The sequence below is a fragment of the Mycetocola spongiae genome (genome assembly GCF_020424085.1).
Lineage (GTDB): Bacteria > Actinomycetota > Actinomycetes > Actinomycetales > Microbacteriaceae > Mycetocola > Mycetocola spongiae.
In genome coordinates this window covers 1661422-1676205 of sequence record NZ_CP080203.1, presented here as the reverse complement: position 1 = coordinate 1676205, position 14784 = coordinate 1661422, and the positions used below count along the sequence as shown (strand labels likewise).

At 66.7% G+C, this 14784-nt stretch carries 11 protein-coding genes, 1 tRNA gene and 1 riboswitch; of the genes, 10 read left to right on the top strand and 2 right to left on the bottom strand.

What is annotated here, in order from left to right; translation table 11 throughout:
* Positions 1–22: 22 nt before the first annotated feature.
* The 10 genes from KXZ72_RS07530 (at position 23) to KXZ72_RS07485 (ending at position 11013) form a co-directional block, all read left to right on the top strand.
* Positions 23–1078: an aspartate-semialdehyde dehydrogenase gene (locus KXZ72_RS07530; RefSeq protein ID WP_226079833.1), complete on the top strand. Its 1056-nt coding sequence runs from the start codon at positions 23–25 to the stop codon at positions 1076–1078.
* Positions 1079–1151: 73 nt separating this feature from the next.
* On the top strand, positions 1152–2810 hold the full coding sequence (locus KXZ72_RS07525; RefSeq protein ID WP_226079824.1) for a sensor histidine kinase: 1659 nt from the start codon (positions 1152–1154) through the stop codon (positions 2808–2810).
* Positions 2807–4015, top strand: coding sequence for a diguanylate cyclase domain-containing protein (locus KXZ72_RS07520; RefSeq protein WP_226079822.1), 1209 nt, complete (start codon positions 2807–2809; stop codon positions 4013–4015). The genes KXZ72_RS07525 and KXZ72_RS07520 overlap by 4 nt, the downstream gene beginning before the upstream one ends.
* Entirely contained in the window at positions 4012–5490 is a 1479-nt protein-coding gene (locus KXZ72_RS07515; RefSeq protein ID WP_226079821.1) for a malate:quinone oxidoreductase, read from the top strand. Before KXZ72_RS07520 ends, KXZ72_RS07515 begins: the two co-directional genes overlap by 4 nt.
* Positions 5491–5535: 45 nt before the next feature.
* Complete coding sequence (locus KXZ72_RS07510) at positions 5536–6153, top strand: thymidine kinase (RefSeq protein ID WP_226079813.1); 618 nt, start codon at positions 5536–5538, stop codon at positions 6151–6153.
* Between the two features lie 37 nt (positions 6154–6190).
* The gene (locus KXZ72_RS07505; protein WP_226079811.1) at positions 6191–7516 is read left to right on the top strand and encodes a UDP-glucose dehydrogenase family protein; all 1326 of its coding nucleotides are present in this window, start codon (positions 6191–6193) and stop codon (positions 7514–7516) included.
* Between the two features lie 50 nt (positions 7517–7566).
* Positions 7567–7662: riboswitch (TPP riboswitch) on the top strand.
* On the top strand, positions 7654–8460 hold the full coding sequence (gene thiM / locus KXZ72_RS07500) for a hydroxyethylthiazole kinase (RefSeq protein WP_226079809.1): 807 nt from the start codon (positions 7654–7656) through the stop codon (positions 8458–8460). (Overlaps the previous riboswitch by 9 nt.)
* A 5-nt stretch (positions 8461–8465) precedes the next feature.
* Entirely contained in the window at positions 8466–9143 is a 678-nt protein-coding gene (thiE, locus tag KXZ72_RS07495) for a thiamine phosphate synthase (protein ID WP_404823642.1), read from the top strand.
* 96 nt (positions 9144–9239) lie between these two features.
* Positions 9240–10736, top strand: a complete 1497-nt coding sequence (locus tag KXZ72_RS07490) for a bifunctional hydroxymethylpyrimidine kinase/phosphomethylpyrimidine kinase (RefSeq protein ID WP_226079805.1) — start codon at positions 9240–9242, stop codon at positions 10734–10736.
* A gap of 203 nt (positions 10737–10939) precedes the next feature.
* Positions 10940–11013: transfer RNA gene (locus KXZ72_RS07485), tRNA-Pro, on the top strand.
* A 161-nt stretch (positions 11014–11174) separates the two neighbouring features.
* Here the strand turns inward: KXZ72_RS07485 and KXZ72_RS07480 are convergent.
* Both KXZ72_RS07480 and KXZ72_RS07475 read right to left on the bottom strand, forming a co-directional pair.
* Positions 11175–12137 carry a metallophosphoesterase gene (locus KXZ72_RS07480; protein WP_226079803.1) on the bottom strand — a complete coding sequence of 321 codons (963 nt, stop codon included), beginning with the start codon at positions 12135–12137 and terminating at the stop codon, positions 11175–11177.
* An 11-nt stretch (positions 12138–12148) separates the two neighbouring features.
* A complete protein-coding gene (locus tag KXZ72_RS07475) occupies positions 12149–14713 on the bottom strand; it encodes a transglycosylase domain-containing protein (protein ID WP_226079794.1) in 2565 nt (854 codons plus the stop codon).
* Positions 14714–14784 lie beyond the last annotated feature (71 nt).

The window sequence follows — 14784 nt, the reverse complement described above, 5'->3', positions numbered from 1 at the left end:
CATCTGAGGAGATAATCGCATCATGACTCACGGAGTACGTCTGGGTATCGTCGGGGCCACCGGCCAGGTCGGTACCGTCATGCGCCAGCTTTTGCAGGACCGCAACTTCCCCATCGCCGAGCTGCGCCTCTTTGCCACCGCGCGTTCGGCCGGTTCCACGGTGCGCTTTGGCGAGACCGATATCATCGTCGAGGACATCAACACCGCCGATCCCGCGGGGCTACAGATCGCCCTGTTCTCGGCCGGTGCCACCGGTTCCCGCGCCCATGCCCCGCGCTTTGCCGAGGCCGGCGTGCTGGTCATTGATAACTCCTCCGCGTTCCGTTCCGATCCGGAGATCCCGCTGGTGGTCAGCGAGGTGAACCCGCACGCGATCGCGCAGGCGGTGAAGGGCATCATCGCCAACCCGAACTGCACCACGATGGCAGCGATGCCCGTGCTGAAGGCGCTGGACACCGAGGCGGGGCTGCAGCGCCTGACCGTGACCACCTTCCAGGCAGTGTCCGGTTCCGGCCTCGCCGGTGTGGCCGAGCTGGCCGGTCAGGCCCGCGCCGCGGTGGCCTCCGAAAACCTTGAGCAGCTGGTGCATGACGGTTCCGCCGTGACGATGCCCGAGCCCGCTGTATATGCCCGCCCGATCGCGTTTAACGTGGTGCCCCTCGCGGGTGCCATCGTGGACGACGGCGAGGGCGAGACCGACGAGGAAAAGAAGCTCCGCAACGAGAGCCGCAAGATCCTGGAACTGCCGGATCTGCTCGTGGCGGGCACATGTGTGCGCGTGCCCGTATTCAGCGGCCACTCGCTGTCGATCCACGCCGAGTTTGCGCAGCCGCTCAGCCCCGAGCGCGCCACGGAGATCCTGGCCGAGGCCCCCGGTGTGGAGCTCAGCGAGATCCCCACGCCCCTGCAGGCCGCCGGATCCGACCCGTCGTTTGTGGGCCGCATCCGCGCCGATCAGTCGGCCCCCGAGGGCCGCGGCCTGGTGCTGTTCATCTCGAATGACAACCTGCGTAAGGGTGCCGCGCTGAACACCGTGCAGATCGCGGAGATCGTCGCCGAGAAGCTCCTCGGCGCCTAACCCGCAACCCGCAGTTTCCCGGCCGGGACCCCCGAACACCTCGGGGGTCCCGGCCGGCTGTTATTGTCGTGCCATGACTACTTCTCCCGCGGCCCCGGCTTCCCCCGCCCTGGCCCCCGGAAACCGCCTCGAGCGCGACGTATTTATGACGCAGCTGCTGCTGGCGGTGGTGGTGCTGATCACGATCACGGTGAGCCTGCTGCTGGATCCGGTCACGCTGCGCAATGAGCTGTTTATCAGCGGCGTGGTGGTGATCTTTATGGTCACGATGGCCGCGGCCGTGCTGCCCTGGTCGCTCTGGCCGCGCTGGCTCGTGATGCTGCTGCCCGTGGTCGATATCCTCGCGATAGTCATGATCCGGATGGGGGAGCCCGCGCTCGGCGCGGGTCTGCTCCTGGTCTTCCCCGTGACCTGGCTCGCGGGCTATTTTGGGCGCAACGGGGCCTTCCTCGGCCCCACCGTATCCTCCCTCGCGCTGTGGTTTTCCGTGGGTACGGAGACCGATGGGCTAAGCCTCGCGGATATTCCGCGGCTGCTCCTGCTGCCGATCTCCCTGATTTTTGTCTCCACCGCGACATACCAAACCGCGCGGCGCACCGCGGCCCAGCGCGTGCTGCTGAAGCGGCAGTCCACGCTGATGACCCAGTCCTTTGATCACGCCCGCGCGCAGGAGCTTATGCTCGATGCCGTGCTGAATGCGGTGAGCTTCGCGGTGGTGGCCTATGACCGGAACGGGCGGCGCACCCACCGCAATGAGGCGTTTCGGCTACTCAAGCTGCGCTATGGCTCGCATGCCAGCGCCCAGGCCGAGGGCAGAATCTTCGGGCGGGACCGGCAGACGCCGCTGTGCCGCGAGCAGCTCCCGCTCGAGCGCCTGCTCGCGGGGGAGAGCTTCGAGGATGAGCTGATTTGGATGACCTCGGAATCCGCGCCGCCCATCGCGCTCGCGGTGACCGGGCGACAGCTGACCGATGTCCGCGGTGCCCGCACGGGCTCGGTCATGGTGCAGCGCGATGTGACCGCGGAACTGCAGGCCCTGCGCGCGCGGGACGATCTGATCGCCTCGGTCTCGCATGAGCTGCGCACCCCGCTGACCTCGATCCTCGGCTATCTGGATCTGGCCCTGGACGATGAGGAGCTGAGTGCGGAAACCCGCCAGCACCTGGACGTGGTTTTTGGCAATTCCGAGCGCATGCTCGCGATCGTCTCCGATCTGCTACACGCCGCGCGCGATTCCAACCATACGTTCCTGATGACCTATGCGCCCTGTGATCTGAACCAGATCGTCGCGGAATCCCTGGCCGCGGCCGAGCCCGCGGCGCGCGAGCGCCACCTGCGCATCGGCACGGTCAGTCCCGGCGCGGTGCCGCTTATGGCCGATGGCTTCCGGCTGCGTCAGGTCGTGGATAACCTCGTGACCAATGCCCTGAAATATAACCGCGATGGCGGCTCCATCACGGCCCGCCTGGTGCCCGGACCCGGCAGCGTTGTCCTGAGCATCGCCGATACCGGCCTCGGGATGAGCGATCAGGATCGCGCCCGCATGTTCCAGCGCTTCTACCGCTCCGATGCGATGCGGCACTCCACCACACCCGGCACGGGTCTGGGCATGAGCATCTGCCGGGATATCGTGGACCAGCACGGCGGGGAGATCAGCGTGGCCAGCGAACTCGGGGTGGGCACGATTGTCACCGTGACCCTTCCCCTCGAACCCCAAAGGAATCCCGAATGATCCTCGATGTCCTCACCGTTCAGGTGCTCTGCGGCCTGATCATCACCGTGAGCGGGGCGAGCTTTATCCTGAATACGGCGTTCCGCGCCTATGACCGCGCGGGACTGTACTGGTCGCTGTGTTTTGTCGCGGGTATCCTCAGCTCGCTGATCTACGTGCTGGATGATAATTTCGGCGGCTGGGTCTTCCTCGCCCTGGCCAACTCCACGTTTGTGCTCGCCATGGGGTCGATGTGGTCGGGCATGCGCCTGTTTAACGGCCGCAATTCCGGCGTGCTCTGGGTGGTGGCCGCGGCGGCCGCCTGTGCCTGCGTAGTCCCGATCTTCTGGGAGTCCGCGGGAACCTGGTCCGGGGGCGTGATCTATCTGGCCGCGGTGGCCGTATTTGCGGTGCTTGCCGGCGCGGAGGCGCTCGGCGAGGTGTCCCGGTCCAGCGTGCATGCGCGGATCCTCGCGGGCGCGCTGATCACCGCGGGCGTATATCTTTTGGCCCGGGCCCTGTTTTTGCTCACCCAGGGGGGCGACCGGATGAGCGGGCATCCGATCTTTGGCAGCGGCACCTCCACCGCTGTGATCATGGGCCTCCTGGTGGTGGTGGCCGTATCGATGTCCTCGATGCGCGCCGAACGCGATGTGCTGCGCGGCCTCGCCTATAGCCCGCGGGATTCCGCGGTGTCCTTTTCGATCGGCGTGCTCGCGGCCGAGGCCTTTGATGTGGGGGCCTCCGACCGGGTGGCCCGGGTGAATATGCACGGTGTTCCGGTGGCGCTGATCCATACCGAGCTGGACGGAATGGATGCCTTCCGGGTGGCCTATGGCTCGGATGCTGTGCGCGAGGCCACCGCAAGATTTGCGCGGGTATTGCGCGCGAGTGTCCCGCCCACGGCGATCATCGGGCACCTGGGCGGCGGCCGGTTTGCGCTGCTCGCGGTGCTGGACGAGGCGATCGAGGGGCGCGATATTGGGCGTTCTATCCTGAACGCGCTGTCCGAGGAGCCGATCGATGAGGCGCGGGGGCTGCGGATGAGCGCGAGCATCGGGGTGGCCCAGCAGTCGGCCGCGCCGATTATCTGGGAACGGCTGGTTGTGACCGCCGCCGAAACCCTCGAAAAGGCACGGGAAAGCGGGGGAAACGTCATCCAGGAGACCTTTGTCGCGTCGCCCGGTTCGCGGCCCACCGACAACGGGCATAAACTACTGTCATGACGACTTCTAAGCCGGTCGATGTAGTCCTCATCGGCGGCGGCATCATGAGCGCAACCCTGGCCACCATAATCTCGCAGCTGCAGCCGGATTGGTCTATCGAAATCTATGAGCGCCTGGGCGAGGTCGCCCAGGAGAGTTCCAATCCGTGGAATAACGCGGGCACCGGGCATGCCGCCATGTGTGAGCTGAACTATATGCCCGAGGCCGCGGATGGCACGGTGAACCCCACCAAGGCGCTGCAGATTAACGAGCAGTTCCAGGTATCCCGCCAGCTCTGGGCGCACCTCGTGCGCGCGGGCCTGCTGAAGGACCCGGGTTCGTTTATTAACACCGCTCCGCATATGACGTTTGTGCGCGGCGAGCACGATGTGGAATACCTCCGCAAGCGCTATGAGGCCCTGAAAAACGAGCCGCTTTTTGACACCATCGAATACTCCACCGATTCCCGCGTGATCAACGAGTGGGCCCCGCTGCTGATGAAAAAGCGCGTGGCTGGCGAGGCCTTCGCCGCCACCCGGATGACCGCCGGAACCGATGTGGACTTTGGTGAGCTCAGCCGTCAGCTTTTTGACGCCGCCGTGAGTGCGGGCGCGACGCTGCGCGTGAACCACGAGGTCCGCGGGTTGAAGAAGCTCAAGGACGGCACCTGGAAGGTCAGCACGCGCGACCTGGTGGGCCGTACCCCGAAGACCACCAACGCCCGCTTTGTTTTTGTGGGTGCCGGTGGATGGGCGCTGAAGCTCCTGCAAAAATCTGGTATCCCCGAGATCAAGGGCTTTGGAGTATTCCCGCTTTCGGGCGCGTTTATGCGCACCGATAACCCCGAGATTGTGGCCCAGCACAGCGCCAAGGTTTATAGCCAGGCCTCGGTGGGTGCGCCGCCGATGTCGGTGCCGCACCTCGATGCGCGCGTGGTTGGCGGGGAGGGTTCGCTGCTCTTTGGACCCTATGCCGGCTTCAGCCCGAAGTTCCTGAAAAAGGGACATATCGTGGATATCGTCACGCAGCTGCGCCCGGGAAACCTCATCCCGATGCTCGCCGTGGCCAAGGACAACCCCTCGCTGATTAAATATCTGCTGAGCGAGCTCACCGCGAGCCGCGCCAAGAAATTTGCGGCGCTGCGCGAGTTTATGCCCACCGCGCAGGAAAAGGACTGGTACCTGATCACGGCCGGTCAGCGTGCGCAGGTCATCAAGAAGGACCCCAAAAAGGGCGGTGTGCTGCAGTTTGGTACCGAGCTGATCGCGGCCGAGGACGGCACGATCGCCGGGCTGCTGGGCGCCTCCCCGGGGGCCTCCACGGCCGTGCCGATCATGATCGATCTGCTGGAGCGCTGCTTCCCCGATCGCTTTGAGGGCTGGCGTCCCGCGATCGCGGAGATGATCCCGACCCTGGGCACCCAGCTCAACGACGATCCCGAGCGTGCGCAGGAAATCATGCGCGATACCGCCGAGACGCTGAAAATCTCGCTCTAGGGCGTCGTCCACGGTTGCCACCGCGCCGGTCGCTAGACTGGCGTGGTGGCAAAACTGTATTTCCGTTACGGAGCGATGAACTCCGGCAAGAGCACCGCGCTGCTCCAGGCCGCGTTTAACTATGAGGAGCGCGGCCATCGTGTTGCGGTGATTAAACCCGCGATCGATACCAAGGCCCACGATCGGGTGGCCAGCCGCCTCGGGCTCACCCGCGAGGTGGACTATCTGCTGGCCGAGGGTGACGATGCGCTGGGCGTCTTCCGCGATTTTCAGGACGCCACGGCCACCCGCGGCCGGATCAGCGCGCTGCTTGTGGACGAGGCGCAGTTTCTCACCCCGGGCCAGGTGGATGGCCTGCTGGAGATCGCGCTGATCGAGGGGGTTCCGGTGCTGGCCTATGGCATCCGCACCGATTTTCTCACCGTGGCGTTTCCCGGTTCCCGGCGGCTATTGGAGATCGCGCACAGCCTCGAGGAGCTCAAAACCATCTGCCGTTGCGGCAGAAAGGCCATCTTTAACGGCCGTCGCATCGGCGATCGCTTTGTATTTGACGGGGCACAGGTGGCCATCGACGGCAGCGATGTGCACTATGAATCGCTATGCGGAAACTGCTATTTGGACGAGGCGGGCGGACGCCTGCCCGTGCGCAATGCCACCGCGTAGGCACACGTCCAGAAAACTCACCTAGGCTGGGATAATTATGAAGCTTTCAGTAATCGGTTGTGGCTACCTCGGTGCCGTCCATGCCGCATCCATGACCTCCCTCGGCCACGAGGTGATCGGAATCGACGTCGATCCCCTCAAAATCGAGGCCCTCGCCGCGGGCCGGGCCCCGTTTTTTGAGCCCGGTCTTCCCGAACTCCTCACCGCCGCCACCGCCACCGGCCGGCTGCGTTTTTCCACCGATCCCGCGGCCGCCGCGGAGGCCCGCGTGCACTTCATCGCCGTGGGCACCCCGCAGCTTTCCGATGCCCCGGGTGCCGACCTCGCCTATGTCAACGCCGCGGTGGATGGCCTGCTGCCGCTGCTGGGCCCGGGACATCTGGTGGTGGGCAAGTCCACGGTCCCGGTGGGTACTGCCGAGGCCCTCGCCGAGCGCATCCGCGCCACGGGTGCCGAGCTGGCCTGGAACCCCGAGTTTTTGCGTGAGGGCTTTGCCGTGCAGGACACCCTGCACCCCGATCGTATTGTGTATGGCTTCGCCTCCGAGCTGATCACCCGCGACGCGGGGGAGGTCTCCGCCCCCGGGCGGGAGATCCTCGATAAAATCTACGCCGAGGCCATCGCCGAGGGCGCGCCCGTGGTGGTCACCGATTTTGCCACCGCCGAGCTGGTGAAGGTCGCCGCCAATGCGTTCCTGGCCACCAAGATTTCCTTCATCAACGCCATGGCCGAGATCGCCGATGCCACCGGTGCCGATGTGAGCGACCTGGCCGATGCGATCGGCCACGATAACCGCATCGGGCGGCGCTTCCTCAACGCCGGGCTGGGCTTTGGCGGGGGCTGCCTGCCCAAGGATATCCGGGCCTTTGGCGCGCGGGCCGAGGAACTGGGTCTGGGTGACTCCCTGGGCTTCCTGCGCGAGGTGGACCAGATCAACCTGCGCCGCCGCGAACACGTTGTGGACCTCGCCGCCGAGCTGCTCGGGGGTGATGTGCGGGGTCGCCGCATCGCGGTGCTGGGCCTGTCGTTTAAGCCGCAGAGCGATGATGTGCGCGATTCCCCCTCGCTGGATGTGGCGATGCGGCTGCACGAGCGCGGGGCGAACGTTATTGCCACCGACCCTCAAGCCATAAAAAACGCGCAGTTGCGGGCCCCCGGCCTGCCCTGTGACGCCCTGGAGAACGCCGTGGAGGGCGCCGAGCTGGTGATCCTGGGCACCGAGTGGACCGAGTACCGGGAGCTCGATCCGCGGGCCCTGGGGGCGCGTGTGGCCACGCCGCGCATCATCGACGCCCGCAATGTGCTCGACCCGGCGGCCTGGAGCGGCGCCGGATGGGAATACCGCGGTATGGGCCGGCGCTAGCCCGGCCGGGGGAGCGGCGTGTGCGCGCCGCATGATAGTCTTCCTCAAAACCACGTGACACGGGGTGCCCTCCACGGAGAGCTGAGATAACACCCGTAGAACCTGCTCTAGTTCGTACTAGCGAAGGGATGTCGCGCATGACGCGCACGCCAGAAAACCTTATTTCCGCCACCATTTTTGCCCTGGACGAGGTGCGCCGCCGCGCGCCACTGATCCAAAACATCACCAATACGGTGGTGCAGGGCTTCACCGCCAATGCGCTGCTGGCGCTCGGGGCCTCCCCGGCGATGGCCGATGTGCCGGGCGAGGCCGGGCCCTTTGCCGGGCTCGCCGATGGCCTGCTGATCAACCTGGGCACCCCGCATGCAGCGCAGCGGGAGGCCGCGGTGGAGGCGGTCGCCGCCGCGGGCACGGCCGGCACCCCCTGGGTCCTGGACCCCGTGGCGGTGGGTGTCCTCGCCCTGCGCACCGAGCTGGCGCACCGCCTGCTCGACGGTCGGCCCGCGATCATCCGCGGCAATGCCTCCGAGATCCTGGCGCTGGCAGGGATGGGCGCGGGCGGCCGCGGGGTGGACAGCTCCGATCCGGTGGAGGCGGCCACGGAGGCCGCGCGCACCCTCGCCCGGCGCAGCGGCGCCGTGGTGGCCGTGTCCGGACCCGTGGATATCGTGACCGATGGCGGCACCCCGGTGCGCCTGGCCAATGGCGATGAGCTCCTCACGCGCATCACCGGCGGCGGCTGCGCGCTGGGCGCGGTGATGGCCGCGTTCGCCGCGGTCACCGCGGACCCCCTGGTGGCCACGGTCGCGGCGATCACCACGTATTGCGTGGCGGCGGAACTCGCGGCCACGGCCGCGGGTCCCGGGAGCTTCGCGGTGCAATTCCTCGATGCCCTGGCCGCGGTGGACGCCGCGGACCTGCGCACCCGGGCGCGCATCTCATGAGCGCCGTGCCCGATCTGAGCGTCTACCTGGTGACCGATGCGGGCCAGTCCCGCGCGGCCGGCCGCGACGTCCTGGACACCGTCGCCGCGGCCGTGCGCGGCGGCGTCCGCGCGGTACAGATCCGCGAGAAGGAGCTCAGCGCACGCGAGTTTCTTGCACTCGTGATCGCCCTCTCCGCGGTGCTCCCGGACCACGTGGCGCTGATCGTAAACGATCGCGTGGACGTGTTCCTCGCCGCCCAAAATGCCGGGGCCCGGGTGGATGGCATGCACGTGGGCCAGGGCGATCTTCCCGCCGGGCAGGTGCGTGCCCTGATCGGCCCGGACGCACTGCTGGGCATTAGCGCCGCGACCGAGGCACAGATCACCGCGGCCGCAACCGATCCCGCCCGCGTGGACCATATCGGGATCGGGGCGCTGCACACCACGCAGACCAAACAGGACGCGCCACCCGCACTGGGCCATGAGCGTGTGGCCGCGCTGCTCACCCATGCCCGCGCGGCGCGGCACGGTGGCCTCCCCGCGGTGGTGATCGGCGGCGTGCAGGCGCGGGATCTGCCCGCGCTGCGCGGGGCCGGGGCGGCGGGGGCCGCCGTGGTCTCGGCGATCTGCCGCGCCAGCGATCCCGAATCCGCCGCGCGCGAGCTGCGCGCCGCATGGGACCACCCGGGCCGCCGCGCCTGAGCGCCGACCCAAACTACCCGTCACGGCAGACAGGGGCGCTCGGCCGCGGATTCCCGCGCCCGCGCCCCGCGCGAAAAAACTTCAAGGAGCAATCACATGACTCATACCGGGATTCCCCGTATTCTCTCCATCGCCGGCACCGATCCCTCGGGTGGTGCCGGGATCCAGGCCGATCTGAAATCAATCGCCGCCCAGGGCGGTTATGGCATGGCCGTGGTCACCGCGCTGGTGGCCCAGAATACCCGCGGCGTGCGCGCGGTTCATATTCCGCCGGCCGCGTTTTTGCGCGAGCAGCTGGACGCCGTCTCGGATGACGTTATTATCGACGCGGTGAAGATCGGAATGCTCGCCGAGGAGTCGCTCATCGCGGAGGTGGCGGCCTGGCTTGACCGCGTGAAACCACCCGTGGTGGTCCTCGACCCGGTGATGATCGCGAGCAGCGGCGATCGGCTCCTCGCCCCCGAGGCCGAACGGGCGCTGCGGGATCTCGCGCGGCGCGCGGATCTGATCACCCCCAACCTCCCGGAACTCGCGGTGCTCGCGGGCGAGCCGGTGGCGGGGGACTGGGAGGCCGTCCTGGCGCAGGCCGAGCGGGTCTCGCGGGCGCTGGGCGTCCCCGTCCTGGCCAAGGGGGGACACCTGGCAGGCGATGATGCCCCGGATGCCCTGGTGGATGCGAGCGGTGCGCTGCGCGGCGGTGCGCTGCGCTCCGAGCGGGTCTCCCCGCGCATCGCCACCGAGAATACCCACGGCACCGGATGCTCGCTGTCCTCGGCCCTCGCCACGCTGAGGGCCCGCGGGGAGGACTGGGAGGGCGCGCTGGCGCACGCCAAGTCCTGGCTTGATGAGTCGCTGCGCGCGGCCGATACCCTCGCGGTGGGCGGCGGGAACGGCCCAATTCACCATTTTGCCGGGCTCTGGGAGCGCGGCGGCCTGATCACCGCGCCCACCCCGGAAGAGGTGCGCACGCAGTGGTGGGCGGACATCGCCCCGATTCGCGAAAAAATCTACGGCCTCGACTTTATCCGCGGCCTCGCCGAGGGCTCCCTGCCGGCCCCGATATTCCGGGATTATCTCGCGCAGGACACCCTGTATCTGCGGGATTATTCCCGGGCGCTGGCCGAGGCCAGCAGGCTCGCACCCACCCCGGAGGAACAGGCGTTCTGGGCCGCCGGGGCCCACGGGGCAATCGCCGAGGAGGTGAACCTCCACGCCACCTGGCTGGATACCGAGGGCACGCCCCTGCCCGCCGCCGAGCCGGAGACCGTGGCCTATCTGGACCACCTCCTGGCCTCCTCCGCCCGCGGCGAATACGATGTACTGATCGCGGCCCTGCTGCCCTGCTATTGGCTCTATCACGATGTGGGGACCCGCCTGCACGCGTCCTCGCATCCGGAGCATCCCTATCGATCCTGGCTGGATACCTATGCCGATGAGGCATTTGCGGTGGCCAATGCGCGGGCCATCGAGCTGGTCAGTGGGCGTGCGGCACGCGCAACGCCCGCCGTGCGTGAGCGCATGTATCGCGCGTTTGAGCTCTCCTCCCGGCACGAGGAGCGATTCTTCGCCGCCCCCGTGGAACGCGCCCGCTAGGGGCGGGCCCGGGTCCCCCGGCGTGCGGCCCGGGCCGCACGCCGGGGGACATACGCGGGGACTCGCCCGGCCCGGGCCGCGCCCCGCGCCGGAAGAGGCCGCCCAGTTCCGCATGATCGCGCGGAATTTGCGCCTAATTTGGGGTGGTGGCAAAAACCGCGGGGAAAATCGGGTATCCTAATAGAGGTCTTAGGACCGCAAATCGGGGTGTGGCGCAGCTTGGTAGCGCGCTTCGTTCGGGACGAAGAGGTCGTGGGTTCAAATCCCGCTACCCCGACAAATAAAAGCCCGGCCAGGGTTTTCCTGGCCGGGCTTTTTTGTACCCGGTTTTCCCCGCCTGCGCCGTGCCGTCTCGCCCCGGGCACAAAAAACTGCCCGCACCCCGAGGGGTACGGGCAGCTCCGGGAACGGACCCCGTGCGGTGCCCGGCGCGGTTGCCTAGGCGCGCGGGGTGAGCGTGAGCAGCGTGGCCTCGGGGCGGCAGGCAAAGCGCACCGGGGCATAGATCGACGTACCGAGGCCCGCCGAAACATTCAGAAACGCGCTCCGGAATGCGTGGCGCCACAGGCTCAGACCCCTGACCTTCTCGCGCGGGATATCGCAGTTGGTGACCAGCGCGCCATAGCCGGGAATACACACCTGGCCGCCGTGGGTATGGCCCGCGAGGATCAGATCGGCCCCGTGGGTCACAAAGGAGTTCAGCACCCGGACATAGGGCGCATGGGCCACCCCGAGCTGGATCTCCGGGCCGGAATAGGCCTCGTCGAGGGTCTCGGCATCGCGCTGGCCATCAAGCAGGCCGGTGAGAAGATCCAGGCGGTCCAGGCCGATATGGGGGTCGTCCACGCCAAAAACATTCAGTCGAGTGCCACGAATGGTGAGGGAATCCACCCGGTTATTCAGCGAGACCCAGCCGAGCGACTGGGTGAAAAAACGCTCCAGGCGGGGGGTATCCAGATTGCGGGAGCGGGTGACCCCGCGGCCGGGCCGGGAGGGGCCGGCGAAATAACGCAGCCAGTTTTTGGCGATGGGCCCGTAATAGTCGTTGGAGCCATTCACGTATACGCCGGGGATGCCGCCAAAGGCGGCAAAGGCCCGCTCGATTCCCGGGATGCCCTCGATATGGCCGAGGTTATCGCCGGTATTCACGATGAGATCGGGTTTTTCCTCCGCGAGGGACCGCACCCAGGCCTGCTTATCGCGCTGCCAGGGAGCCATATGCAGATCGGAGAGATGCAAAACCCGGATGGGTTCGGCCCCCGCCGGGAGCACTGGAACATCCACCCGGCGAAGGGTGAACATCCGGCGCTCCACGAGGGAGGCCCAGGCCAGGGCGCCGAGCCCGGCCGCCGCTACGGCCGCCGCGAGCACGGGAAGCGGACGGCTGGTCCGATGGTGCATTTTGTTCCTGACTAACAGCTCTGCTTGGTGTAGGTGATGGTGGCGGTGGAGTCGCGCGTGGCGATGACCTGATCGGCCTCCGGCGTCTGCGCGGTCACGGTGCCCTCGCCGCCGGGGGCGGCGGGATCGGCGGTACAACGCTCATCCACCTTGCGGAAGCCGGCCCCCTCGAGGGCGCTCTTGGCCTTCGACGGCGACTGCCCCACCACGTTGGGGACCGACTTACCCGCGCCATCGCTCGGGCGAATCGTGATGGTATTTCCGGTGGTCACGTTGGTGCCGGCGGCGGGATCGGTACCCGCAACCTTGCCCTCCTCAACCGCCGAGGTGATCGGGTCGCCCACGGCGGTGGCAAAACCGGCCTCGCTCAGCACATCGGTGGCCTCCTGCACGGTCATGCCCGCGACATCGGGCACGGCCGCCTGCTTCACCTTGGTGAGTGATTCGCTGGGCTTGGGGAATTCCCCGCCGCCGAACTTGGCGATGGTGGCGGCGGTGATCTGGCCGAAGATACGGAACTTCGACTGGAACGCGCTGGTGCCGTTGACCTGGACGTTATACATCGAGGACTTCTTGCCGTTCTTGGCCTGGACGTTTCCGATCCAGAACGAGGTTACGGCCTTGGTGGTGCCACCGGTGATCCAGGTGTCATAGGCGTCATCGGCGGTACCGGTCTTACCAAACTGCGGGGCTCCCGCCACGCGGGCATTGGCCGCGGTACCACCCGGGCCAAATACACTCTGCATGGCATAGGTGGCGGTATTGGCCACCTCGGGGGTGACCCCCTGCTTACAATCGGCGGACGGGACCTTCATCTCGTTTCCGTCCGGTCCCACGATGCGGTCGATCGCGATGGGCTTGCAGGCGAGGCCGCTCGCGCCGATTGCGGCGATGGCGGAGGCCATCGACAGCGGGGCGATGGTATTGGCGCCCAGCACGGCGGAGGGCAGCTTCTCGAGCGGGGCGCCATCGGCACGGTGCACACCCATATCGGCCGCGGTATCGCGGATATCACACAGGTCCAGCTCGCGGGCCATCGATACAAACGCGGTATTCACCGAGCGCTTGGTGGCCTCATAGGGGGTGATTCGGCCGGCGCTGGAGCCGTCGTAGTTCTTCGGGTTCCACGGGGCCGTGACGGTCACTCCGCCGGGCTCGCAGCTATCGGTCCAATGGGTATAGCTGTGACGGGCGGCATCCACGGTCTCGTTCACCGAGTGACCCTGCTTCAGCCAGTCCAGGAGTACAAATACCTTATAGGTCGAGCCCACCTGGAAGCCGGTGGAGCCACCGTACTCATAATCGGTATTGAAGTTAATCGAGGTATACGCGGGGCTCGTGGCGCTCACCGCGGGGTCCTCGGAGAACAGGCGGTTCTGGGCCATGGCCAGAACGCGGCCGGTGCCGGGCTCCACGGTCACGGCGGCGGCACCGAGGTTCACGTTGGTGCGGTCATTGGGTACGTACTGGTCGATGGCGCCCTGGGCGGCATTCTGTACGTCGATATCAAGCGAGGTATAGACCTTCATGCCACCGCGGCGCAGCGTGGCACTACGCTCATCGGCGGTGGTACCAAACTCGGGGTTGTTCTGGATGGTGCGCTGCACGTAGTTACAGAAATAGGCGGCATTTCCGGCCGTCTGGCAACCGGTGCTCGGCTGCACGATATTGGGAGTGATCTCCGAGCCGATGGCCTCGTCGTACTGCTCCTTGGTGATCTTATTTTCCTCGTACATCTTGGTGATCACGTAGTCACGACGCTGCTTCGTCTTGGCATAGCCCGTGGCAGCGCCGTTCTTTTCGCTATCGGGGCGGTCGATGCGCAGGTTCGCGGGGTTATTTACCATGGCGATGAGGGTGGCGGCCTCCGGGATGCTGACATCCGCGGCGCTCTTGCCGAAGTAATACTGGGATGCCGCCTCAACACCATAGGACAGGCCACCGAAGTTGGCGATATTCAGATAGCCGAGGAGGATCTGGTCCTTGCTGTTTTCCTTTTCCAGGCCGATGGAATAGCGCATCTCGCGCAGCTTCCGCTCGGGGGTGGAAATGGTGGCCTCAAGATAGGCGGCCTTGCGCTCATCCTCGTTGGGGATCTGCTCGGCCTTCTGGACCAGCACGTTCTTCACGTACTGCTGGGTGATCGAGGAACCACCCTGCTGGCCGCCGCCGGCGCTCGCGGCATTGGAGAGCACGGCACGGGTGGTACCGATGAGGTCCACTCCGCCGTGGTCGTAGAAGCGGGGGTCCTCGGCGGCCACGGCCGCATCCTTGAGGAACGGGGATACCTGGTCCCAGGCGACCTGCTCGCGGTTCTGGTCGAAGAACGATGCGAGCTCGTGCTCGCCGCCATCGGAGGCCACGGCGATGAGCGTGGTGCGCTCCATCGGGGGATCGATCTTGAGGAACGACGGGAGGCTATCAAAGACGCCGATGGCGCCCTTGGCGGTCATCCCGGTCACGGCGAGGGCAGGGGTTACTGCGGCGGTCACCAGGATTCCGGCTGCGACGCTGAGGCCAATGAAGCCGAGGAAGCTTCCGGCAATGCTGTTACCCGTACGTTTTTCATGAGGCATAAGATTCAGCTTAAGCGACTTTGCTGAAAGAACACCCATCCTGGGACAAAAAGCCGACTACAGAAGGAGAA